The sequence below is a fragment of the Acinetobacter sp. F9 genome (assembly GCF_019195275.1).
Lineage (GTDB): Bacteria > Pseudomonadota > Gammaproteobacteria > Pseudomonadales > Moraxellaceae > Acinetobacter > Acinetobacter pseudolwoffii.
Map to the genome: position 1 here is coordinate 2,203,695 of NZ_CP078068.1, position 23,174 is coordinate 2,226,868.

21 protein-coding genes are annotated in these 23,174 nt (G+C 45.0%); 12 read left to right on the forward strand and 9 right to left on the reverse strand.

Going from position 1 to position 23,174, the window contains the following annotated elements; genetic code table 11:
- Positions 1 to 51: 51 nt before the first annotated feature.
- Positions 52 to 1,206 (forward strand): radical SAM family heme chaperone HemW, encoded by a 1,155-nt coding sequence (hemW, locus tag KT990_RS10430; protein WP_005168760.1) that lies wholly within the window; start codon positions 52 to 54, stop codon positions 1,204 to 1,206.
- A 221-nt stretch (positions 1,207 to 1,427) separates the two neighbouring features.
- Here the strand turns inward: hemW and KT990_RS10435 are convergent, their stop codons facing one another.
- From KT990_RS10435 to hemF, 5 genes are all read right to left on the reverse strand, one after another.
- A complete protein-coding gene (locus KT990_RS10435; RefSeq protein ID WP_004281542.1) occupies positions 1,428 to 1,637 on the reverse strand; it encodes a cold-shock protein in 210 nt (69 codons plus the stop codon).
- A 346-nt stretch (positions 1,638 to 1,983) separates the two neighbouring features.
- The gene (locus KT990_RS10440; protein ID WP_005168756.1) at positions 1,984 to 3,807 is read right to left on the reverse strand and encodes an acyl-CoA dehydrogenase C-terminal domain-containing protein; all 1,824 of its coding nucleotides are present in this window, start codon (positions 3,805 to 3,807) and stop codon (positions 1,984 to 1,986) included.
- 396 nt (positions 3,808 to 4,203) lie between these two features.
- Entirely contained in the window at positions 4,204 to 4,992 is a 789-nt protein-coding gene (aroE, locus tag KT990_RS10445) for a shikimate dehydrogenase (RefSeq protein ID WP_005094203.1), read from the reverse strand.
- 98 nt (positions 4,993 to 5,090) lie between these two features.
- Positions 5,091 to 5,297, reverse strand: coding sequence for a hypothetical protein (locus tag KT990_RS10450; protein WP_005094202.1), 207 nt, complete (start codon positions 5,295 to 5,297; stop codon positions 5,091 to 5,093).
- Between the two features lie 135 nt (positions 5,298 to 5,432).
- The gene (gene hemF / locus KT990_RS10455) at positions 5,433 to 6,389 is read right to left on the reverse strand and encodes an oxygen-dependent coproporphyrinogen oxidase (RefSeq protein WP_180040678.1); all 957 of its coding nucleotides are present in this window, start codon (positions 6,387 to 6,389) and stop codon (positions 5,433 to 5,435) included.
- Between the two features lie 236 nt (positions 6,390 to 6,625).
- Here hemF and hemN point away from each other — a divergent pair, with 236 nt between their 5' ends.
- Entirely contained in the window at positions 6,626 to 7,999 is a 1,374-nt protein-coding gene (gene hemN, locus KT990_RS10460; RefSeq protein ID WP_005094198.1) for an oxygen-independent coproporphyrinogen III oxidase, read from the forward strand.
- A 150-nt stretch (positions 8,000 to 8,149) separates the two neighbouring features.
- Here hemN and ribA read toward each other — a convergent pair whose 3' ends face one another.
- Positions 8,150 to 8,752, reverse strand: a complete 603-nt coding sequence (ribA, locus tag KT990_RS10465) for a GTP cyclohydrolase II (RefSeq protein WP_005094196.1) — start codon at positions 8,750 to 8,752, stop codon at positions 8,150 to 8,152.
- 309 nt (positions 8,753 to 9,061) lie between these two features.
- Between ribA and dxs the strand changes: the two genes are divergently transcribed.
- The 8 genes from dxs to KT990_RS10505 all read left to right on the forward strand — a co-directional run bounded on the left by dxs (position 9,062) and on the right by KT990_RS10505 (position 17,977).
- Positions 9,062 to 10,972, forward strand: a complete 1,911-nt coding sequence (gene dxs / locus KT990_RS10470) for a 1-deoxy-D-xylulose-5-phosphate synthase (protein ID WP_100355141.1) — start codon at positions 9,062 to 9,064, stop codon at positions 10,970 to 10,972.
- Between the two features lie 114 nt (positions 10,973 to 11,086).
- Positions 11,087 to 11,917 (forward strand): inositol monophosphatase family protein, encoded by an 831-nt coding sequence (locus tag KT990_RS10475; RefSeq protein WP_034608351.1) that lies wholly within the window; start codon positions 11,087 to 11,089, stop codon positions 11,915 to 11,917.
- A gap of 550 nt (positions 11,918 to 12,467) precedes the next feature.
- Entirely contained in the window at positions 12,468 to 14,342 is a 1,875-nt protein-coding gene (locus KT990_RS10480; protein WP_074383591.1) for a DEAD/DEAH box helicase, read from the forward strand.
- 406 nt (positions 14,343 to 14,748) lie between these two features.
- Positions 14,749 to 15,567: an ABC transporter ATP-binding protein gene (locus KT990_RS10485; RefSeq protein WP_180050836.1), complete on the forward strand. Its 819-nt coding sequence runs from the start codon at positions 14,749 to 14,751 to the stop codon at positions 15,565 to 15,567.
- A complete protein-coding gene (gene mlaE, locus KT990_RS10490) occupies positions 15,564 to 16,343 on the forward strand; it encodes a lipid asymmetry maintenance ABC transporter permease subunit MlaE (protein ID WP_074383590.1) in 780 nt (259 codons plus the stop codon). The genes KT990_RS10485 and mlaE overlap by 4 nt, the downstream gene beginning before the upstream one ends.
- Positions 16,343 to 17,020 carry an outer membrane lipid asymmetry maintenance protein MlaD gene (locus KT990_RS10495; protein ID WP_180071967.1) on the forward strand — a complete coding sequence of 226 codons (678 nt, stop codon included), beginning with the start codon at positions 16,343 to 16,345 and terminating at the stop codon, positions 17,018 to 17,020. Before mlaE ends, KT990_RS10495 begins: the two co-directional genes overlap by 1 nt.
- Positions 17,021 to 17,038: 18 nt before the next feature.
- The gene (locus KT990_RS10500) at positions 17,039 to 17,671 is read left to right on the forward strand and encodes an MlaC/ttg2D family ABC transporter substrate-binding protein (protein ID WP_005094187.1); all 633 of its coding nucleotides are present in this window, start codon (positions 17,039 to 17,041) and stop codon (positions 17,669 to 17,671) included.
- Between the two features lie 15 nt (positions 17,672 to 17,686).
- Entirely contained in the window at positions 17,687 to 17,977 is a 291-nt protein-coding gene (locus KT990_RS10505; RefSeq protein ID WP_005168745.1) for an STAS domain-containing protein, read from the forward strand.
- 326 nt (positions 17,978 to 18,303) lie between these two features.
- On the opposite strand, the gene KT990_RS10510 is transcribed toward KT990_RS10505, so the two are convergent.
- Complete coding sequence (locus tag KT990_RS10510) at positions 18,304 to 19,317, reverse strand: CorA family divalent cation transporter (protein WP_005168743.1); 1,014 nt, start codon at positions 19,315 to 19,317, stop codon at positions 18,304 to 18,306.
- A gap of 152 nt (positions 19,318 to 19,469) precedes the next feature.
- Between KT990_RS10510 and KT990_RS10515 the strand changes: the two genes are divergently transcribed.
- The gene (locus KT990_RS10515; RefSeq protein WP_005094184.1) at positions 19,470 to 20,060 is read left to right on the forward strand and encodes a TIGR00730 family Rossman fold protein; all 591 of its coding nucleotides are present in this window, start codon (positions 19,470 to 19,472) and stop codon (positions 20,058 to 20,060) included.
- A gap of 31 nt (positions 20,061 to 20,091) precedes the next feature.
- On the forward strand, positions 20,092 to 20,493 hold the full coding sequence (locus KT990_RS10520; RefSeq protein WP_159138636.1) for an NUDIX hydrolase: 402 nt from the start codon (positions 20,092 to 20,094) through the stop codon (positions 20,491 to 20,493).
- 3 nt (positions 20,494 to 20,496) lie between these two features.
- Here the strand turns inward: KT990_RS10520 and KT990_RS10525 are convergent, their stop codons facing one another.
- Both KT990_RS10525 and recG read right to left on the reverse strand, forming a co-directional pair.
- A complete protein-coding gene (locus KT990_RS10525; RefSeq protein WP_074383589.1) occupies positions 20,497 to 21,132 on the reverse strand; it encodes a ComF family protein in 636 nt (211 codons plus the stop codon).
- On the reverse strand, positions 21,119 to 23,164 hold the full coding sequence (gene recG, locus KT990_RS10530; RefSeq protein WP_218208769.1) for an ATP-dependent DNA helicase RecG: 2,046 nt from the start codon (positions 23,162 to 23,164) through the stop codon (positions 21,119 to 21,121). The genes KT990_RS10525 and recG overlap by 14 nt, the downstream gene beginning before the upstream one ends.
- Between the last annotated feature and the right edge of the window lie 10 nt (positions 23,165 to 23,174).

Sequence of the window (23,174 nt, forward strand, 5' to 3'; positions counted from 1 at the left end):
CGAGTCATGTTAAAATTCAGCTATATCTTGTAGTCGTTTTTGAGTAGTTCTTTGGCTGAATTGAATCCTGCTGTTATCCCATTGTCTTTATATATTCATATGCCATGGTGCGTGCGCAAATGTCCGTATTGTGACTTTAATTCGCATGCTGTTCCTGATGGTGAATTATCACTGGAACTAGAACAGGAATATTTACATGCCTTGGTTGAGGATTTTAAAACGCAGGTCGATTTTGCCCAAGGCCGCCAGATTCATAGTGTGTTTATTGGTGGCGGTACGCCGTCGCTGATTTCTGCTCAAGGCTATCAATGGCTATTTGATCAGTTGCAAGCCATTATTCCCTTTGCAGAAGGCTGTGAAATTACGCTGGAAGCAAATCCCGGTACGGTAGAGCATGACCCATTTGCAGGTTATTTGCAGGCCGGCATTAACCGTTTGTCAATTGGGGTACAGAGTTTTAATACTGACCATCTTAAACGCTTGGGTCGGATTCACAGCAATGAAGATGCGATTTCTGCGATTGGATTGGCGCGTGAAGCAGGCTTTCAACGAATTAATGTCGATTTAATGCATGGCTTGCCTGAGCAGACTTTAGATCAGGCCTTGCATGATTTAAAACTTGCGGTAGAAAATGGCGCGACACATATTTCCTGGTATCAGCTGACGATTGAACCGAATACGGTATTTTTCCGTACCCAACCTATTCTACCGGTAGATGATGTACTTGAAGAGATTCAGGAGCAGGGCGAAATTTATCTCAAAGCTCAAGGCTTTATCAATTATGAAGTTTCTGCCTGGCGTAAAGAACTACCTTCAGCGCATAACCTGAATTATTGGCAATTCGGCGATTATCTGGCGATTGGTGCGGGTGCACATGGCAAAGTGACTCAACCTGATGGCGTATATCGTTTCCAGAAAACCCGCTTACCTAAGGATTACTTAGCCAAAGTACCTGCTGAACATTTGCAGTTTAAGCGTATTGAAGCTGAAGAGATGTCATTTGAGTTTATGATGAATGCGCTACGCTTAAATCAGGGCGTAGAGGCTAAATTTTATATCGAGCGTACTGGTCAAAGTTTGGATACTTTACAAGATTTATTAAGCTCTTTACGTAAAAGAAAATTAATGATCGATGACCAAAACCGGCTTGCATGTACCGAGCAGGGGCATATCTTCTTAAATTCGGTACTGGAAGAATTTCTTTAACTGATTTTTATTTTCTGAACATTTTTCAAAGACCTTCATAAATCTATATGAGGGTTTTTTATTGTGCAGATTTTACCAGATCAGGAATTTTTAGCTTGGCATAGAGCACACCGGTTTTTAGATCAAACAAATAATCTTTAAAAGCTAGAGCTGAATAAGAGAAATTACAAGCACAAAAAAAGCACTCTAAGAGTGCTTTTTTTCAATATCTTGCTTCTAAATTATAGAGCAACGATATTTACAGCTGTAGGGCCTTTTTGACCTTGAGCTACGCTGAAAGAAACCTTTTGGCCTTCAACTAAAGTTTTGAAACCTGAACCAGTGATTTCGCTGAAATGAGCAAAAACGTCTGGACCTGATTCTTGTTGAATAAAACCGAAACCTTTAGTTTCGTTGAACCATTTTACTGTACCGTTAACTGTATTAGACATAATGTAACCTATTGAATCGTATGAATTTATAGCCAAAATTTCAGATGACTAACTGTAACTTTGAAAAATAAAAAGGATGGAGCTTTTTGATCTGTAATACGAAGGTTTATGACTAAAACTGCGATACTTAAAAGAAACTAACCAAAACAAGAATTTTTCTAGTTGGGATTATCATACCGCTTATTTTGAGATATACAAGCGTTTTATTTATCTAATTTATTAGGCTATTGAAAAATATAAAATTAAACCTGTATATTTTGTATTCAGATCAGTGTTTTTAGGGTTTTGAAAGGGTAGCTCTCAATCAAAAGAGCGCCGAAGCGCTCTTTGTAATTCAATTTACAGCTTAGTAATCAAAACTAAAGTGCTCTGGTGCCAGTGCGGTCATAGTTTTGGATGGATTCACCATCGCTTCAGCATGACCTTGGGTACGAGGCAGAATACGTTCGAAATAGAAATCAGCGGTTTTGATTTTTGCTTTATAGAACTCAGGTACTTCTGCGCCATCGCCAGAAGCCAGTTTGGCTGAGGCAACTGCGGCTTGCTGCGCCCAGAAGTATGCCATCATCACATAGCCCGAGAACATCAGGAAATCGACTGAAGCAGAAGAGACGATGTCGCGGTCTTTACGGGCTGCCAGCATGATTCGAACAGTTAATGCATTCCACTGGGCACATAGCTTGGTGAGATCCCAAGCAAAGCGGCGCATATATTTATTACGCGCATGCTGACCACAAAATTTCAGGATTTCAGCGGTATAATCACGAATCACTTTGCCTTTCGAGGTTAACAGTACTTTACGACCGATCAGATCGAGTGCCTGTACACCTGTCGTTCCTTCGTAAAGGGTAGAAATACGTGAGTCACGCACGATCTGTTCCATGCCCCATTCTTTGATATAGCCATGACCACCAAAGACTTGCATACCGTGATTCGATGCTTCATAGCCCATTTCAGTCAGGAAGCCTTTTAGAATCGGTGTATAGAAACCTAAGTGATCATCATGCTGTTCAAAGGCAGCGGTATCGCCACGCAATAAAGCATCATTCATGTTGTCGGCAATTTGCGCAGCATGATAAATCATGGCACGGCCACCTTCGGCAATGGCTTTTTGCGTCAACAGCATACGGCGTACATCGGCATGATGAATGATGGCATCCGCCACTTTTTCCGGATCTTTTTTGCCAGACAGGGCACGCATCGACATACGTTCTTTGGCATACGGCAGAGCACCTTGGAAGGATAACTCCGCATGACAGATGCCTTGAATCGCAGTGCCAATACGCGCAGTGTTCATGAAGGTGAACATGGCATGCAAGCCTTTATTCGGTTCACCAATCAAGTAACCCGTGGCCTTGTCGAAATTCAGCACGGCTGTTGCTGAGGCGCGAATCCCCATTTTATGTTCAATCGAACCGCAATTGACTGGATTGCGCTCACCGATGCCACCATCGGCAGCAGCAATAAATTTCGGTACGATAAACAGTGAAATGCCTTTAGTACCTTGCGGTGCATCCGGAAGGCGCGCCAGCACGATATGTACGATATTTTCAGTGAGATCGTGCTCGCCTGCGGAAATAAAGATTTTGGTTCCTGAAATGGCATACGTGCCATCTTCTTGCGGCTCGGCTTTGGTTTTAACCTGACCCAAGTCAGTACCACATTGCGGCTCAGTCAGACACATGGTGCCAGCCCAAGTACCCGCAACCAGATGCGGCAGATAGGTATTCTTCTGCTCATCGGTGCCGTACTGGATAATGGTATTGATACAGCCCACGCTTAAACCCGGATACATCTGGAATGACCAGTTTGCAGTTCCCATCATTTCCGATTTGATCAGGTTTAAAGACATTGGCAGGTTTTGACCACCAAACTCTTCAGGATAAGACAGACCTTGCCAGCCACCTTGGACGAACTGATCATAAGCGTCTTTAAAGCCCTTAGGCGTTTTCACTTCGCCATTTTCAAAATGACAGCCTTCAGCATCACCGCTTTCATTCAGAGGTGAAAGTACATTTTCACAGAAATCTGCTGCACCTTCCAAGATCATGTCTACCGTGTCGGTATCGGCATATTCACCATTCGACAAATTCTGGTAGTGCGCAGGGTAATCGAGCACTTCATTCATAAGGAAGCGAATGTCGTGTAAAGGGGCTTTATATGCTGGCATGCGTTTAATCCTGATTAAAATAGTTTTGGATTATCTGTATCGATTCTTTGATTATTCATATTTGAGATAAAAAAACATTGATAAGGCAAGCAAATAAAAATGTCAGAAAAGCGAATCGAGTCTTAGAGCCAACCAATAAAATCGGATGATTTCATCTTCTAGCTGTCAGCGTACAGAAAGGTTGAAAACTTCTTATCTGATTGGACTTTAATGAATTGAACACCAGATTGTCTAGTGCTACTTTTGTATGAATTGTACTCAATTGTTATCAATAAAAAATTCAAGTTAAAAATGTCATTAAATCCAGTAGCTGAATTTTTAGTCTTTAATAATGGAGTTAAGATCAATTCGGATTGTTGTTACAACCCGAATTCTCTGGTCAAAATAACTGGATATTTATAGAAAATCTTTTAAATCTGGTTTGATGCCATTCCAGATAGAAAAAGATTCCAGTGCCTGACCGACCAGCATGCCAAAGCCTTCAGATGTTGGCACAGCACGTGCTTTGGCCTGATCAAGGAAGGAGGAAGGCTTGCCATAGGCCATTTCATAGGCATAGTTAAACTGTAAGGCTTCTGGAAGCAGCAAAGCATCACCGCTGAGACTGGCTGAAGTGGCATTGATCACCAGATCAAACTCACCTGCAAGATGTTCTAGTGAAATAGCCTGTAATTCGAGCTGCGCTACAGCATCCTGCAGATCCGCAACCAGTTGTTCAGCGCGTGCCAAGGTGCGATTGGCAATCACAATTTTTTTTGCGCCTGCCTGGGCGAGAGGATAGATCACGCCACGGGTTGCGCCGCCTGCACCGATAATCAGGATGTTGGTATTTTCCAGCGGCCAGTTGAGTGCACGAATCGCATCGACCAGACCTTGACCATCAGTATTATCGCCATGCAAAATACCATTTTTCATCCACAGGGTATTCACTGCCTTGGCAATTTTGGCTCGCTCACTGAGCACCTGACACTGGGCAAAAGCCTGCTCTTTAAACGGCACGGTGACATTCATCCCGATTCCGCCATGGGCAAAAAACTCCTGAATATTGGCCTCAAAGCCATCCAGTGGAGCCAGACGTTTGCTGTAATTTAGATCAATTCCGGTTTTTGCTGCAAAAGCATGATGCAATTCTGGAGAGCGTGACTGTTCAATCGGATTACCAATCACGGCAAATTGTTTGCTCATTTCACAATGTCCATGTGCTGAAATGAGCATCAATATACGTGAAAAAGCGCAGGGACTAAAGCCTGCGCTGTTTTAAATAAGGGGGCTGGAAGTGCGGTTTAGGAACTGCAGATGTCCATAATATGTTCTGCAAATACCAGCGCCATACTAAGCACAGCTCCGACCACAGTCAGGATACTCACCAGAATAGCCGCGCCATCCAGAAGCAGATTATGACTCAAAACGGCGGTACTCATCGCACTGATGGCGAGAGCCAGAAAAAGCCAAAAGGCAAAAACAGGAAGATTTAATTGAAGATGATGCATTGTTATTCTCACTAGACATCTAATAGATTGTGATCGATGTAGCGATAGGATGCCGCGACCAAATCAGGGATTACTCTGCAGCAGTATAGAGGAATAATGGATTAAAACAGCCCTCTATTTGAGGGCTGTTTTGTATCATTTCATTGCAGTTGATTTTAATTCTGTGAGCCAGTCATGGGGTTTCAGATAGTAATCGGTCAAACGCTTTTCCGGCGAGCCTTCATCCCATTCAGGACGATAGGACCAGCCGGTCAGCGGAGGCAAGCTCACCAAGATTGATTCAATTCGGCCGCCGGTCTGCAAACCAAATAGCGTACCGCGGTCATAAACCAGATTGTATTCGACATAACGGCCACGACGATACAACTGGAACTCGCGTTGTGCTTCGGTATAAGGCTTATCCTGATTACGCTGGAAAATCGGCAGAATCGCCTCTAGATAACCATTGCCTACGGCCTGTATATACTGGAAACAGGTATCAAAATCCCACTGATTCAGATCATCAAAGAATAACCCGCCGACACCACGCTGTTCATCACGATGTTTTAAATAGAAATAATCATCACACCATTGTTTATGTTCAGGATAAATCTCTTCACCAAATGGCGCACACAGATCATGCGCCGTCTGATGCCACGAAAGGACATCTTCATCATTTGAATAGAACGGGGTCAGGTCGAAACCGCCACCAAACCACCAGATTGGATCTTGCCCTTCTTTTTCTGCAACAAATAAACGCACGTTGGCATGTGAGGTCGGTACATTCGGATTTTTCGGATGGATGACCAGCGATACACCCATCGCTTGCGCCTTGGCACCGGCAATATTGGGATGGCGTTCAGTGGCTGAAGCGGGCAGTTTGGAAATATTGATATGGGAGAACATCACCCCACCTTTCTCAATCACGGTACCATTTTGCAAAACACGCGAACGGCCACCACCACCTTCCGGACGTTCCCAGTCATCAATGATAAATTCGGCCGTACCGCCGCCAGCACGCTCCTGTTGTTCCAGTGCTGCACAAATCCGTGCCTGCAAGTCGAGGAGAAATTCACGAACGCGTTGAATATCCGCAGATGTAGGATGCTGCATCAGAGCCTCGTAGGGAAATAAAAAACTAGCTACATCAAAGCATAAAATCAGTCAAAGATTAAGGTCTATTTAGCAATGTAGTGGATTGAACCAGGCTTTAAATTTGAGTATTGATGGACAGAATGGGGTATTAAATCCGACCAAATGGCTAGGTTGAATTCTTTTTTCAAGCTCCGCACAATAACTTGCAAGCGCTCATGGGTTTGAGCATTTCTCGATGGTAATAGGTGGGTGTCATGTCGGTACAGGTCAATTCCCTGATTCAAAAATATAATGTTCCCGGTCCCCGCTATACCAGTTATCCGACCGTTCCATATTGGGAAGAGCAGAATTTCTCACTGGAACAATGGAAGCAAACGCTGAAAAAATCCTTTACTGAATCCAATCAAAGTGAAGGCATCAGCCTGTATATCCATCTGCCATTTTGCGAAAGCCTGTGCACTTTTTGCGGGTGTCATAAGCGAGTCACGAAAAAACATGAAATGGAACAGCCCTATATTCAGGCAGTGCTGAAAGAATGGGATTTGTATTGTGAGTTGCTGAAAGATAAGCCGGTCATTAAAGAAATTCATTTAGGCGGGGGAACACCGACTTTCTTTTCTGTTGAGCATTTGACTCAACTGATTCAAGGTATTTTGGCCAAAGCAGACATAGCGCCTGTGCATGAATTCAGTTTTGAAGGGCATCCGAACAATACCACGCGTGAGCATTTACAAGGCTTGTATGATCTGGGCTTTCGCCGGGTCAGTTATGGGGTGCAGGATTATAATGAAACCGTGCAAAAAGCCATTCACCGGATTCAGCCCTATGAACATGTCAAACAGGTAACCGAATGGGCGCGTGAAATTGGCTATGAGTCGATTTCGCATGATCTGGTGTTTGGCCTGCCTTTTCAGCATCTGGACGATGTCTTAAATACCATTGAGCAAACCAATTCACTTCTGCCGGATCGTTTGGCTTTATATAGCTATGCACATGTGCCTTGGATTAAAGGCAATGGCCAGCGCGGTTTTAAAGATGCTGATGTACCCAAAGATGCAATCAAACGTGAATGTTATGAAGCGGCCAAAAAGAAACTGCTGGCGCATGGCTATCATGAAATTGGCATGGATCATTTTGCTTTAGATACAGATGGCATGTACCAGTCCTTTCAAGCTGGAACATTACACCGCAATTTTATGGGATACACCGCCTCTAAAACTCAAGTGATGATCGGTTTAGGAATTTCTTCGATCAGTGATAGCTGGTACAGCTTTGCCCAGAATGTGAAAACTATTGAAGAATATTATGCCTGTTTAGCTCGCAATGAAATTCCGGTATTTAAAGGACATGTCTTAAATCAGGAAGATTTGATTATTCGTCAGCATATTCTGAATTTGATGTGCAGCTTTAGTACCTCATGGGAAAAACCCGAGCTATTTTTCCCTGAAATCGATCAGGTGGTGGAACAGCTTAAAGAAATGGCACAGGATGGTTTGATTCAAATGACAGACTCATCAGTCACGATTTTGGAGAAAGGGAAACCATTTGTACGTAATATTTGTATGGCTTTTGATTTACGTTTAAAGCGACGCATGCCGGAGAACCGGATTTTTTCGATGACGATTTAACACTTAATCCATCCCAACCCTCCTTTAAGAAAGGAGGGAGTTTTCTCCTTTTTTTGAAAGAAGGAAAAGCCTCCCTGAGCAAGACTTAAGCATTGCTTTAAGTCGAAGCGCAAGAAAGGGAGGTTTTGAGGGATTTATTAAGGGGAGGATTTAAAAATCATCCTTCTGATAAAGATGTGCCATACGCTCATGTTTGGTTTTGAGATATTGCTCATTAAACGGATTTAAGCCGACGGTGAGGGGCACCCGATCGACCACATTAATCCCTTGGGCTTTTAAAGCTTCAATTTTTAAAGGATTGTTGGTCACCAGACGTACCGCTTTGACCTGCAAATGATCCAGCATAATGCTGCACATGTCATATTGACGTGCATCAGCCGGCAGATTAAGCATTAAATTGGCATCGACCGTATCATGTCCCTGATCTTGCAGGGCATAGGCACGAATCTTGTTGGTCAGGCCAATACCGCGTCCTTCCTGACGCAAATACAGAATCGCCCCGCGACCTAACTCATTGATCAGCTTTAAAGTCGCCTGCAATTGCGGGCCACAGTCACATTTCAGTGAAGCAAAGGCATCACCGGTTAAACATTCAGAATGTACACGAACCACGACTGGCTCGTCAGAAACTTCTTCAAGTCCTTTAGACAGCGCGACATGTTCTTCGCCAGTCTTAGGGTCTTGAAATACAGTAATTTTAAATTCACCGTGAGCGGTAGGTAATCTTGACGTTGCGACAAATTCGATTGGCACAGCTGAACCCGTTAAATCCTGAAAGTGGCTAAAGTATAGCGTAATGATTGAACATTGGTAGAATTGCAAAGTCGAAATTCTGTATTAGATTTTCTTTTTTGTAGAAAGCAGACGATAATAGTTGATAAATAGTAAGATTATTCAGGATAATCGTAGCCTGCGATTTTTTCACCCCGATGAGATCATTGTTTAATATTGCATCGCTAGAAGCGTAGCTGAATTGAAGCTGCTACAATTCAGCTATATGATCGGGTACTCCCCATTGACCTAGCTTTAGATTTGCCAGGCTTTAGAAGGCTTTGCCATAATATGCTGTATACAGAAATCCCTACTCAACGCCCTGTAACACCGTTGCTGGATACGATCAATCATCCTGAGCAACTACGTTTACTCGAGCAAAGCCAGCTAGTACAGGTGGCAGATGAGTTACGTCAATTCATTTTGTATGCTGCCGGGCAAAGTGGTGGACATTTTGGTGCAAACCTCGGTGTTATTGAGCTTACGGTGGCTCTGCACTATTGCTTCAATACTCCACATGACCGTCTGATCTGGGATGTGGGGCATCAGGCCTATCCGCATAAGGCATTGACCGGTCGTCGTGAACAGCTCACCACTATCCGGGCCAAAGATGGTCTGGCAGCCTTTCCGGCACGTGAAGAATCTGAATTTGATACCTTTGGGGTAGGGCATTCTTCGACGGCGATTTCTGCTGGTCTGGGCATGGCCTTGGCACGTCGCTACCAGAACAAGCCATGTGAAGTGGTATCGATTATTGGCGATGGCGCCATGACGGCGGGTATGGCCTTTGAAGCCTTGAACGATGCCGTTGCGCACAATGCCGATCTGATGGTGGTGCTGAACGACAATGACATGTCGATTTCTTGCAGTACTGGCGGTTTTGCCAAGCATCTGGCGGCGATCTGGGAGCGCGGTGAATTCGTTAATATTACCGAGGAAGGTGAAGCTTACGTACAGCCGCATCCGGAGTGGCTGTATAACTCACGCTTGCACTGTGCCGCGACTGATGCCGCAGATAACCTGTTTAAAGCCATCGGCTTTGACTATTTCGGCCCTTACGACGGTCATGATGTCAAACAACTGGTGCATGTATTTAAAGCGCTGAAAAAGCGTACAGGCCCACGTCTGATTCATATCTATACTAAAAAGGGCAAGGGCTTTGCGCCGGCCGAATCGGATCAAATCAAATATCACGCGATTAGCAAGCTTAATGCCATTACCGCTGCCAAGACTGCACCGAAATATTCGGATGTATTTGGACAGTGGCTCTGCGATGAAGCAGCACAGGACTCGCGCTTGCTCGCGATTACACCGGCCATGTGCGAAGGCTCAGGTATGGTGCAGTTTGCCAAAGAATATCCGGAACGTTTTTTCGATGTCGCGATTGCAGAGCAGCATGCCGTGACGCTGGCTGCGGGCATGGCCTGTGAAGGCTTAAAGCCGGTCGTGGCAATTTATTCGACCTTCCTGCAACGTGGTTATGACCAGCTGGTACACGATGTGGCCTTACAAAATCTGGATGTGACCTTCGGTATTGATCGTGCTGGTCTGGTCGGTGAAGATGGCCCGACCCATGCCGGTGCCTATGACTATGCCTATATGCGGACGATCCCGAATATCGTGATCATGGCACCAAAAGACGAAAATGAATGTCGTCAAATGCTGCATACCGCTTATTTATATCCTGGGCCGGCAGCTGTGCGTTATCCACGTGGTAATGGCTTAGGGGTGGATATCCAGCAAAAGATGCTTGAAATTCCAATCGGTCAGGCGGAAATTGTCGCCAGCTTTAATGCGCAGTGTGACGAATATATTTCTGTGCTGGCTTTTGGCAGCCGGGTACAGGCCGCAGTCGACGCCGCTGAAGCCTTTGCAGTGAAACATGAGATTGGTGTGCGTGTTGTGAACATGCGTTTTATCAAACCTCTTGATACGCAAATGCTGGATGATCTGGCATCAAGCACCAGTCTGTTTGTGACAGTAGAAGAACATGCCGTGATGGGCGGTGCGGGTAGTGCTGTGAATGAATATCTGGCAGAAGCACAGATTGTGAAACCGCTGCTGAATCTTGGTTTAGACGACACGTTTATGGCTCAGGCCACGCATGCACAAATGTTGCAGCAGGCCGGATTGGATGCGCAAGGTATTGAAAAATCAATGAATCAAGCCTGGTCAGCCTTGGGGCAAAGCGTTTTGTCATAAGTTCTTAAAAATTTTAGACACATTTTCTCCAAAAAAGCCCTGATATTTGCTAAGATATCGGGGCTTTTATGCATTATTCTTTATCAGTTTCTTTAAATTTGTAGTGGGTGTTCAATGGAACCTATGGTGGTGATGGCTGCGCGTGCGGCTCAGTTAGTTGGTCAAGAGCTTTTAAAAGCGCATCAGAATCGTCATAAACTCGATCTACAAGTCGAAGAAAAAGGAATTGATGGTCCAGTAACGCGTGTAGATCGTTATTTGGAGCAGTTGACCATCGATACCCTACGTAAAAGCTATAAAAATCACAGTTTCCTTGGTGAAGAGTTTGGCTATCAGGAAGGTAATGGTCACGACGCCGATTGGTGTTGGGTGATCGATCCACTGGATGGTACTTTAAACTTCATTAACGGTTTCCCGCATTTCTGTATCTCTATCGCAGTTCAGCACAAAGGCATTACTCAACACGGGGTGATTTATGACCCGGTGAAAGATGAGCTATTCTCTGCCAGTCGTGGTCGTGGTGCCATGATGAACCAGCGTCGTATTCGTGTGAATGTCAAAGACAGCCTGGAAAATACCTTTATGGCTGTTGGTCACGCTTACCGTGCTAAACGTAATGGCGAAGTTGTATCTTATGCCAAGAACCATTTTCAAAGTTTGTTAAACGTGACTGAAGCTGGCGCGCAATATCGTCGTTCAGGTTCTGCGGCATTGGATTTAGCCTATGTTGCTGCAGGCCGTTTTGATGCTTACTTCGAACTTGGTTTAAAACCTTGGGATATCGCAGCGGGCGAATTGATCGTGAAAGAAGCAGGCGGTACTGTAGTTGATGCACGTGGTGGTAGCGACTCTATGGAAAATGGTCAAGTTTTGGCTTGTTCAATGAAAATGCTTAAACCTTTAATGCAAGCAGTTGTTCCTGCTTGGGGTGAAGCAGCAAAATAATCGGGTTTAGATGAAATATATCTAATTTTGATAAAAGGCATCCTTCGGGATGCCTTTTTTAGAGCAGTAAAATAGTTAAGAAGGGAAGTAGAGTATATTTCTCACATGATATGAATATTGGAAATATCAAGTGAATTGGCGAAAACTGCCTTTTTATACCGGTTGTTACATTTTTTATTCATATTTAAGTGTATGAAATTAATATATAAATTATAAACAGAGCAAATTAGTTTTAAAACTTAATGACATTGTTGATTATTCTGCTATAATTTCGCCACGCACTTAATTTCTGTTCTTTACCTGAACACTATCTTCTAATCATTGTATGCGCGTGCTGTCCATAGAGAGGACATATCCTTCGCGCCCCAATCGCTTAAGCGATTCCTTCAGGTTTGCGGCCGTAATCATGCGTGCGTTATATCCACATCGTCGTTACTCGGATCGCTGCTGAATCCTAATATTTTCAGCATTATTTGCTGTGCCGCTTTTTGCCGATGTCCATAATTGTTATTTATTAAATGGAGCACCCACTTCAGGGTGAATACTCTCTATGAGCAAAACTTTTGCTGATTTTTCCCTCGACGAATCTCTAACCCAGGCTCTCGATGCTTTAGGCTTTACTACTCCAACTCCTGTACAAGAACAAGCGATTCCAGCTGCACTTGAAGGTAAAGACCTTCTTGTGTCAAGCCAAACAGGTTCTGGTAAAACTGCTGCTTTCTTGCTTCCTACCTTAAATGCGTTGGCAAGCCAAGATACATTAGTACCATTTAAAGACCGTATGAAAGCGGTTACTCAACCGAATATTCTGGTGATTTCACCGACTCGTGAATTGGCACAACAGGTATGTCAAGACGCAATTGCATTTGTACGTCACATGAAAGGTGTTCGTATTGCTGCAATCATGGGCGGTATGCCTTTCGGTAAGCAAATTCAACAGTTAAAAGGCGCGCAAGTTGTTGTTGCAACTCCAGGTCGTCTACTTGACTTGGTGAATCGCCGTCAAATCAAACTTGATAAAGTTGATGCGTTAATCGTCGATGAAGCTGACCGTATGCTTGACCTCGGTTTCTCTGAAGACTTAGAAGCAATTGGTGAGTTGGCTGCAAACCGTAAACAAACTCTAATGTTCTCTGCGACGTTTGCACCACGTATCATTACACTTGCAGAACGCATGATGAATGATCCACTGCGTATTTCGATTGAAACTGGTCACTCTACAAATACTGATATTACTCAGACTTTGCATTGGACTGACGGTTTCGAGCACAAGAAAAAACTTCTTACTCACTGGTTGAACGAAGAAGACGTTGATCAAGCAGTTGTATTTGCGTCAACTCAAGAAGACACAGATATGCTGGCTGAAGAACTTGCTGAAGCAGGCCTATCAGTTGTAGCGCTACACGGTGCTATGCCACAAACTGTACGTAACCGCCGTTTACGCAGCATCCGTGAAGGTCGTGCGAAGATCTTAGTTGCAACTGACGTTGCTGCTCGTGGTCTTGACGTACCAACCATTTCACACGTAATTAACTTCGGTCTTCCAATGAAGAACGAAGACTATGTACACCGTATTGGTCGTACAGGTCGTGCCGGTCGTACTGGTAAAGCCATTACACTTGCAACTTACCGTGAGCGTGGCAAGATCCGTGCTTTAGAAGACTTCCTTGATGCGCGTCTAAATGTATCTGAAATTGAAGGTCTTGAGCCATCTCCACCTCCTGCACGTGGTAGCCGTGATGGCGCTGGTCGTGGTCGTGGCCGTGACGGCGGTCGTCGTGATGGCGGTCGTGGTGGTTTCGGTGGCGGTCGTCGTTTTGAAGGCGAAAGCAACTTCAAACGTCGTGAAGGTGGTGATGATCGTCCACGTCGTAGCTTCGATGACAAACCACGTGGCGAACGTCCGGCATTTGGCGAAGATCGTCCACGTCGTGACTTCGGTGATCGTCCAGCGCCACGTCGTGAAGGTGGTTTTGGCGACCGTCCACAACGTTCGTTTGATGACCGTCCAAAGCGTGACTTCGGTGACCGTCCAGCGCCGCGTCGTGAAGGTGGTTTTGGCGACCGTCCACAACGTTCGTTTGATGACCGTCCAAAGCGTGACTTCGGTGATCGTCCAGCTCCGCGTCGTGAAGGTGGTTTTGGTGACCGTCCTCGCTCTAATGATGACAACCGTGGCAACCGTGTAGATTACAAGCCAGCTCGTGAAGGCGGTTATGGTGATCGTCCAAAACGTGATTTTGGTGATCGTCCTGCTCCACGTCGTGAAGGTGGTTTCGGTGATCGTCCAGCGCGTTCATTCGGTGATGATCGTCCAAAACGTGATTTCGGTGATCGTCCAGTACGTCGCAACTTTGATGACAAACCACGTGGTGAACGTTCGTTCGGTGGTGAAGATCGTCCACGTCGTAAATTTAACGACTAATAGAGTCGCTAGATGAAGATAAAAAAACCGGTAGAAATACCGGTTTTTTTATGCATTGAGTTTTTTGCTTTTTAACGTAAAATGTCTACTAATTCATATTTTGTCAGGGTTATGATAATTATTAATATGAAAAGTTTAGCTGCTCGATCTCAATTGATAGAGGTGCATATGCCATATATCGCATTGACTTTGATTTTATGTAATATTATCTATTATTTATACAGTGTTTTTAATTAATCAATCTAGTCATTTTAAGCCTAAGTACATATTTTTATTATAAAAAACACGAAATAATCAATTATTGTCATCTTTTTATGATATTCACCCACCTTTTTCAACTGCTAACATTTTGAACTTCGTTCCTTTATAGTATGCATGCTGAAAAAATGTAGGAATAAACTCAGCTATGAAAAATCAAACAGCGCGAGATACTCAGTCTTTGATTGAAGTCAGGAATTTGAGCTTCAAACGAGGCGAGCGCGTGATTTATGACGACGTGAGTTTAAATATTCGTCGTGGGCAGATTACCGCCATTATGGGGCCATCCGGAACCGGTAAAACCACCTTATTAAGATTGATCGGTGGGCAGCTGACGCCTGAGCATGGTCAGGTCTTATTGGATGGCAAAGATATTGCCTCGATGTCACGTTCCGAACTTTTTTCAGCACGTGCACGGATGGGTATGCTATTTCAGAGCGGTGCTTTGTTTACCGATATGAGCGTGTATGAAAATGTCGCGTTTCCAATTCGGGCCCATACCAAACTGCCAGAACATCTAATTAAGGAAATCGTGGCATTGAAACTGGAATCCGTCGGCTTGCGCGGTGCAGAGCAAATGATGCCATCGGAACTGTCTGGTGGTATGAACCGACGTGTGGCTTTAGCCCGGGCGATTGCGCTGGACCCTGAACTGATCATGTACGATGAACCCTTTGCCGGACAAGATCCGATTGTGATGGGGGTGTTGACTCGTTTAATCCGCTCTCTGCGTGAAGCACTGGATCTGACCACGATTATTGTCTCACATGATGTGACAGAAACCTTATCCATTGCTGATTACATTTATATCGTGGCAGAAGGCAAGATCCAGGGCGAGGGGACACCGGCAGAGCTAAAAGTGCATCCTTCAACTTTTGTGCAGCAATTCCTGACGGGTTCGGTGGAAGGTCCAGTCGATTATCAGTTTAGTCATCGGGCTTACTTAAGTGATGAGGTACGTTCATGAATGCAATTGCCGCATTAGGTAGACGCGTTATTGAACGTGTACAGGGGATTGGGGTCGCAACCCTGATGCTGTTGCAGATCTTATTTTCCATGCCGACCTGGCTTGGGCTAAGACTATTTGTTTATCAGATGTATAGGGTCGGGGTATTGTCCCTGCTGATTATTGTGGTTTCTGGTCTGTTTATTGGTGCCGTGCTTGGCTTGCAGATGTTCAGTATTCTGTCGACCTTTGGCAGTGAATCCATGCTTGGTACAGCGGTGGCGTTGACCTTGCTGCGTGAATTAGCACCTGTAGTCGCGGCTTTGCTGTTTGCAGGACGTGCCGGTTCGGCTTTGACCGCAGAAATTGGTCTGATGAAAGCCACTGAACAATTGTCCAGTATGGAAATGATCGGGGTGGATCCCTTAAAACGGGTGATTTCGCCACGTCTCTGGGCGGGGATTTTCAGCTTGCCCATGCTTTCGGTGATCTTTGCCGCAGTCGGAATTATGGGCGGTAAAATGGTCGGTGTAGACTTTTTAGGGGCCGATGAAGGTGCTTATTGGAGCGGCATGGAAAGCAGCGTGCAATTCTATAAAGATGTCTTGAATGGCACTATTATTAAAAGTTTTGTATTCGCATTAATGTGTACCTGGATTGCGGTATATCAAGGCTATGCCTGTGTACCGACATCGGAAGGTATTGCAACTTCTACAACGCGTACAGTCGTCTATTCTTCACTGTGCGTTTTAGGCTTTGATTTTGTGTTGACTGCGGTCATGTTCGGAGGTGTTTAATGAAATCACGTACTAGTGAGCTGGCCGTTGGTGTTTTTGTTATTTTATTTGGTATTGCCTTATTCTTTTTAGCGATGCGTGTCAGTGGTCTGGTCGGCAGCAATATTTCCGACAGCTATAAAATGACGGCAACTTTTGAAAATGTGAATGGCATCAAGCCACGTGCCAAAGTCGCTTTAAGCGGGGTGAAAGTGGGACAGGTCGATGATATTACCCTGGATCCTGTAACGCGTCTGGCAACCGTACATATGACTTTAGATGGCTCATTGACCTCATTTAATGCTGAACAATTAAAGCAAGTTCAAGAGGAAGCTCTGGACGAGTTACGCTACAGCTCGGACTATGAAGCAGCGACACCTGCGCAACAAAAAGACATGGAAAAACAACTGTTAGCTAACATGAAATCCATCACCAATATTGATGAAGATGCTTATATTATGGTAGCGACCAATGGCTTATTGGGTGAAAAGTACCTGAAAATTATTCCAGGTGGTGGTCTGAGCTATTTGCAACGCGGCGATCAGATTGCCAATACCCAAGGCACCATGGAAATTGAAGATTTGGTGACGAAGTTTATTACTGGTGGTGCCGGCAAATCGTCAGATAGTCAAGAAACTACATCGGAACAGACGACAGTTTCAGAAACAACAGATGCAGAACCTGCATTTGTTGAATAATAGATTGAGGAGAATTCAGTGAAGACTTTAGTAAAACAAACGCTTGCAGTAAGCATTCTTTCAACAATGGTTGCTGGCACAGTGTTTGCTGCACCGTCTGAAGCACCACCTGCTTTTATTAAAAAAGTAGCAGATGGTTTAATTGAGCGCCTCAAAGCTGACAATGCAAAACTGCAATCAAATCCAGCTTTGGTCAAAAGCATTGTGCGCCAGAATCTGGATCCGTATATTGATTCTCAGTCTTTCACACGTATTGTGATGGGCACGTATGCCACGAACCAATATAGTACGGCGGCACAGCGTGCGCAGTTTGAAAAGAATTTCCGTGAAACCTTAATTGAAAACTATGGTTCTGCCTTTGCCAAGTTCAGTAATCAGACTTATAGCGTGCGTCCTTACAAGGCCAGCAACAGCAAAAACCCTGTTGTGACCATCGACTTTAATAACAAAGGCGAGAAAATTCCAGTAGCATTCCAGCTGGTGGACAAGGGTTCACAATGGAAAATCCGCAACATCAACGTATCGGGTATTGACCTGGGTTTGCAGTTCCGTAACCAGTTTGCTGCGACGGTAAAACGTAATGGCGGTAATATTGATAAAGCAATTGCCAACTTTAAACCGGATGCAGAAGCTGCAATCGACAAGAAATAATCAAACAGGTGAGCCGTGATTACATTCAATGATCAGGAACTACAGGTTTCAGGCAAGATTGACTATGACAATGCACAGGACTATTACTTAAATGGTCTGCGTGTGATCCAGTCACAAAGCAAGTTTCCACTTGTGGTTAATCTGGCTGAGCTTGAAAGTGGCAGTACTTTGGCTTTGGCAGTGTTGGTGCGCTGGCTGCGCCAGACTCCTCAGGCTCAAGGGCTACAGTTTAAAGCTGTTCCTGCTAAAATGATGAATATCATTCAGGCCAGCCATTTGCAGGATGATTTAAACATCGTTCAGTAAAAGAAAAGCACCGAAAGGTGCTTTTTTATTGTGATCAAATTTTAAGAAATCATTCAAATCAAATAGATCTAAATATGGATTGCACGTCCTCTCTGCCTCAGGGAGAGAGTTAGAGAGAGGGGTGTAAAAATCCTCCCTAACCATTTTCTTCACTTTTTAAAGAGAAGTTGAAGAGGGATTAAATAAATATGAATTAAATACAGGCATTTCTTGCGCTTCACTTTAAATCTAAAGAGCAAGTGAGACTTAGAAAGGGATATCTAATAAAAAACCTCTCCCTGACAGGAAACATCTCTCCCTTTTCAAAAGGGAGGTTAGGAGGGATTCTAGATCCACTTCTTCCATCTAAAGTAAATTAATGGGCCAATCAGGAAGCCAATTAAAATAATACTGACCATGATGAAACTCATGGTGCCTTGTGCAAAGGGCAGCACTTCGGTGTTCATACCGTAAATACTGGCAATCAGCATTGGTGGCGCAAGCATACTCGGCAGAATCGAGAATCGACGAATGGTATCGTTCTGCTCAGTGTTAATGAATCCGGATGTGGTGTCGAGCAGGAAACGCACTTTCTGGAACAAGAAAGCATCATGCTCGACCAGCGAGCGCACATCTTCACTCAGTTCTCGAATATCCGCATCATAAATATGACTGCCCAAGGCGCGTGGACGCGACAGGAAGGTCAGGACGCGGCGTAAATCGATTAAACACAGTTGCGCTTTACCCAACATATCTTCAAGTTGCGCCAAGCGGGTAATCATGTCATCCAGATCCAGAATCTGTTCACGATGGCGGTTATTCAACACTTCAGTTGAATATTTCTCTAAATCTTTATGCACATCTTCCAGAATATCGGCCAGCTCATCCAGCTTGGCTTCGAGTAAGCCCAATAAAATCCAGGTCGGATCTTTATAATCGATTTCATAATCATTGCGGCGCGCGCGGGCACGAAAGGCGCGAAAAGCCACCAGTTTTTCACCACGCAAAGTAAACAGACGATCCTTGTGCAGAATGAATGCAACGGTTTGTACTGTTGCCAGCATACTGGATTCATCTTCGTGTTCATTTTCGACCTGATAGTTTTTATTCTTGGTTAAAAAATAGGTGCTGATATGCAAAATACCGTCATCATCACGGTAAAATCGGGCACTCGAGGAAATATCTTCCAGCGATTTTAAGGTCGGTAAATTTTGCTCGTAGGCATCTAAAATCCATTGCTGCTCTTCCTGTGAAGGCGCAATCAGATCAAGCCAGACTAAATCTGGATGCAGGTCGAAATCACCATTAATCGTGATATCTTCTAAGCTACCGCGCTCTGTGGCGTAAAAGGCTTCAAGCATGCTGTCTTTTCTCCCGGGCGCAGTATGTGAATTGGAATGGGTGTATTTTAGACAAGGAATTGAATAAAAACACTGATATTAAGCAGTTATTTTGGTAAAAAGCGCACTTGCCGCGATTTCGTACAATATGGCGTCAATTAGAGGATGAAATGATGAATTCTATCGCAATTTTTTGTGGTTCAGCGCTTGGCTCGGATCCTCTTTATACGCAGGTTGCCGAAAAAGTCGGTCAGACTCTGGCGGCACGACAGCAAACGCTGGTTTATGGAGGAGGTCGTTCTGGTTTAATGGGTATTGTGGCTGATAGTGCCTTGGCGGCGGGCGGTAAGGTGATTGGCGTGATTCCAAGACAGCTGGTCAATCGTGAGCTGGCACATCCACATATTACCGAGCTGTATGTGGTGGATAATATGCATGAGCGTAAAACCCGGATGTCGGAACTGGCCCAGGGATTTATTGCCATTCCCGGTGGTGCAGGAACACTGGAAGAGATTTCTGAACAATGGACCTGGGCACAATTGGGAATTCATCAGAAGCCTTGTGCTTTTCTCAATACCGATGGTTTTTATGATGACCTGATTAAATTCATCCGTATGACCACGGAGAAGGGTTTTACTAAATCACGTTTCACTGAGGCTTTGATTATCAGTGATGATCTGGACGATATTTTGCGCCAATTCGAAAGTTATCAGCCGCCTGAAGCCAAATGGGGTATGGTTGATCAGACCGACCTTGTAAAATAAGTTATCCAGAATACGCAATTGTAGAAAATAAATGAAAGTGATTACGGTGGCTGCAGCCATTATTTTAAATGAAGCGCAGCAACTGCTGGTGGTTCGCAAGCAAGGAACATCCTGCTTTATGCAGGTCGGTGGCAAGCTGGAGCCAAATGAAACCCCAGAAGCCACCATGTTGCGTGAAATTCAGGAAGAAATTGGCACGCAAGCCCAGATTCAGCAATTCATTGGCCGTTTTGAAACCCAGACTGCCAATGAACCTGATCATCAACTGGTGAGTTATGTCTATTGGGTAAGTCTCGATCAAGCACCTAAAATTGAAGCAGAAATCGCTGAAATGAAATGGGTTGATCTGGATGAAAACGAGGTGCTACTGGCACCCTTGACCACTGAAATTGTGATTCCTTGGGTGAAGTCACATTTACTCGCCCAAGCTTAAATTTTAGATTTGTGCACCTGCCAGACAGGCTGCATAAATTTTCTGACAGCCTAGCTCTTCAAGTTTTCGAGTGAGCGCTAGAATCGAACTGCCAGTCGTCACTACATCATCAATGATTAGCACGCGTCGGTAACGAATATTAGACGGTGTACTGATCTGAAATTGCGACTGGATATCTTCGATTCTTTCCAGACGGCTTAAGCCTTTTTGTGAATGCTGTTTCAGCCGGCTAACAGGTTGCCAGATGGGAACATTCAATTTTTTCGCCACATGCTTGGCCAGCACCAGAGATTGATTATAACCGCGTTCGGCCAGGCGTTCAGTCGAGATCGGCATCGGGACTATTGCACTGACTTTGGGTAGCTCTAAACTCAACAGCGTACCGGCCAGTAAATTTTGCAGATGCAGCTTCTGTTCATATTTAAACAGCTGAATCAACCGATCCATTGGGTAGGCATAATCGCAGGCAATCTGAAACTGCATTTCCTGACGCTGAATGGTTTGATGTATCCACGGCAACTGCTGCCAGCAATCCTGACAGACTGAATAAATGCTCTGATAATCAGTCTGACACAACTGGCAGGGCTGAAGCGTATTCAGCTTGGAGATTCCCTGTGCCAGTAATTTAAACATAGGCATAACGCGGTGCTTCCGGTAGCCAGCGTTGTAATAACGCCTCAGCCTGATCTGGATAATCTTTTAAAATTTGCTGCGCCACATAATGTGCCTGATTGAGCAGGTGATCATCGCGTTCAAGTTTGGCCACGCGGAAATTCATATCGCCGGTTTGTTTAGTCCCCAGTAATTCACCCGGCCCACGCAATTCCAGATCTTTCTCGGCAATCATAAAACCATCATTGGTTTCACGCATGATTCTTAAGCGTTCCTGACCGTTTTGCGATAGTGGATGCTTGTATAGCAGGGCGCAGAAACTGGCTTTGGCACCACGGCCAACCCGACCACGTAGCTGATGTAGCTGTGACAGGCCTAAACGTTCGGCATTTTCAATCACCATAATGGAAGCGTTGGGTACATCGACCCCGACCTCAATTACGGTGGTGGCAATGAGTAGCTGTAATTCATTATTCTTAAATTGCTGCATCACCGCCTGTTTTTCATCGGCTTTCATTTTGCCATGTACCAGACCGATATTCAGCGCAGGAAAGCGTTCCCGAATTTCGGCAAAAGTGGCCTCCGCGGCTTGGGCATCTAAAGTTTCGGATTGCTCCACCAAGGTACAGACCCAATAGGCCTGTTTGCCTTCAGCGCAATTCGTCGAAATACGTTGCAGAACTTGTTCACGCCGATCCAGTGGAATGGTCACCGTTTGAATCGGGGTACGACCCGGTGGCAGCTCGTCAATCACCGAGGTATCCAGATCACCATAAGCCGACATGGCCAAGGTGCGGGGAATCGGGGTTGCGGTCATCACCAGCTGATGCGGGGACATGCCATCCAGGCCTTTATTTCTGAGTGCAAGACGTTGATCGACTCCAAAGCGGTGTTGCTCATCAATAATCACCAGACCGAGTTTGGCAAACTCGACATTCTCCTGAAACAGGGCGTGGGTGCCAATCACCAGATGGGCGCTCCCGTCCCGAATGACCTGTTCCGCTGCGGCGCGGGCTTTGCCTTTTTGCTTGCCGGACAGCCAAGCGATATTAAGACCTAGTGGCTCAAACCAGCGTTTAAAGTTGAGATAATGCTGCTCGGCCAGAATTTCGGTAGGTGCCATCAACGCCACTTGCCAGCTTTCTTCCAGGGCATGACAGGCTGCGACACCGGCCACCAATGTTTTGCCGGCACCGACATCGCCTTGCACCAGACGTAACATTGGTTTATTGGCTTTTAAATCTTGTGCGATTTCTTTGGATACACGTTTTTGCGCACCGGTCATTTCAAAAGCCAGACTGGCCAGAAGCTGTTTGGCATAGGTTTTACTCGGTGCAAATGAAGGGGCTTCAACCTGCTGAATAAAGGCACGCCGGGTCAATAAACTGATCTGATGCGCCACCAGTTCTTCAAAGATCAGGCGTTGCTGTGCGGGATGCGAGCCTTGTGCCAGTTGTAACATATTGGCATTGACTGGCGGATGATGGATATATTCCAGTGCCTGTTTTAACGCATAACCATTGCTAAATTTTGCTGGCAGCAGTTCAGGCAGATGATCGCTATACTGAGCCAAAGCCTGCTGAATATAATCGCGTATTTTTGGCTGGGTCAGACCTTCAGTGGCCGGGTAAATCGCGGTAAGTTGGGTTTGCGGTAGCGGGGTATCTTCAGTAATGACTTGCAGCTCGGGATGATACATTTCCAGACCGCGCGCACCGACCCGGACTTCACCAAAAATTCTTAAACGGTGACCGAGCTTGCAGCGATCGGTGATGCCTTTATAAATATGATAAAAACGCAAAGTGACTTTACCGTAATCATCATCCAGTAATACAGCCATGGACTTGCGTTTACCCGGCGGGAAATCCACACCTTTGACGATACCTTCGAGCAAATAGCTACGCCCCACGCTCAATTGATTCATGGGAATGATCGTGCTACGGTCTTCATAGTCACGTGGTAGATGAAAAAGCAAATCATCAGTATTGAAGATATTTAATTTTTCAAGTAATGCAGCGGCGGCATTGCCAACGCCTTGTAACTGATGGACTGCAGCCATGTCCCCTCAA

Bases quoted from the DNA above. Each gene is read 5' to 3' on its own strand.
- KT990_RS10435 (WP_004281542.1), bottom strand. From the start codon at position 1,637: ATGTCTAATACAGTTAACGGTACAGTAAAATGGTTCAACGAAACTAAA.
- KT990_RS10440 (WP_005168756.1), bottom strand. From the start codon at position 3,807: ATGCCAGCATATAAAGCCCCTTTACACGACATTCGCTTCCTTATGAAT.
- aroE (WP_005094203.1), bottom strand. From the start codon at position 4,992: ATGAGCAAACAATTTGCCGTGATTGGTAATCCGATTGAACAGTCACGC.
- KT990_RS10450 (WP_005094202.1), bottom strand. From the start codon at position 5,297: ATGCATCATCTTCAATTAAATCTTCCTGTTTTTGCCTTTTGGCTTTTT.
- hemF (WP_180040678.1), bottom strand. From the start codon at position 6,389: ATGCAGCATCCTACATCTGCGGATATTCAACGCGTTCGTGAATTTCTC.
- hemN (WP_005094198.1), top strand. From the start codon at position 6,626: ATGTCGGTACAGGTCAATTCCCTGATTCAAAAATATAATGTTCCCGGT.
- dxs (WP_100355141.1), top strand. From the start codon at position 9,062: ATGCTGTATACAGAAATCCCTACTCAACGCCCTGTAACACCGTTGCTG.
- KT990_RS10475 (WP_034608351.1), top strand. From the start codon at position 11,087: ATGGAACCTATGGTGGTGATGGCTGCGCGTGCGGCTCAGTTAGTTGGT.
- KT990_RS10480 (WP_074383591.1), top strand. From the start codon at position 12,468: ATGAGCAAAACTTTTGCTGATTTTTCCCTCGACGAATCTCTAACCCAG.
- KT990_RS10485 (WP_180050836.1), top strand. From the start codon at position 14,749: ATGAAAAATCAAACAGCGCGAGATACTCAGTCTTTGATTGAAGTCAGG.
- mlaE (WP_074383590.1), top strand. From the start codon at position 15,564: ATGAATGCAATTGCCGCATTAGGTAGACGCGTTATTGAACGTGTACAG.
- KT990_RS10495 (WP_180071967.1), top strand. From the start codon at position 16,343: ATGAAATCACGTACTAGTGAGCTGGCCGTTGGTGTTTTTGTTATTTTA.
- KT990_RS10510 (WP_005168743.1), bottom strand. From the start codon at position 19,317: ATGCTTGAAGCCTTTTACGCCACAGAGCGCGGTAGCTTAGAAGATATC.
- KT990_RS10515 (WP_005094184.1), top strand. From the start codon at position 19,470: ATGAATTCTATCGCAATTTTTTGTGGTTCAGCGCTTGGCTCGGATCCT.
- KT990_RS10520 (WP_159138636.1), top strand. From the start codon at position 20,092: ATGAAAGTGATTACGGTGGCTGCAGCCATTATTTTAAATGAAGCGCAG.
- KT990_RS10525 (WP_074383589.1), bottom strand. From the start codon at position 21,132: ATGCCTATGTTTAAATTACTGGCACAGGGAATCTCCAAGCTGAATACG.
- recG (WP_218208769.1), bottom strand. From the start codon at position 23,164: ATGGCTGCAGTCCATCAGTTACAAGGCGTTGGCAATGCCGCCGCTGCA.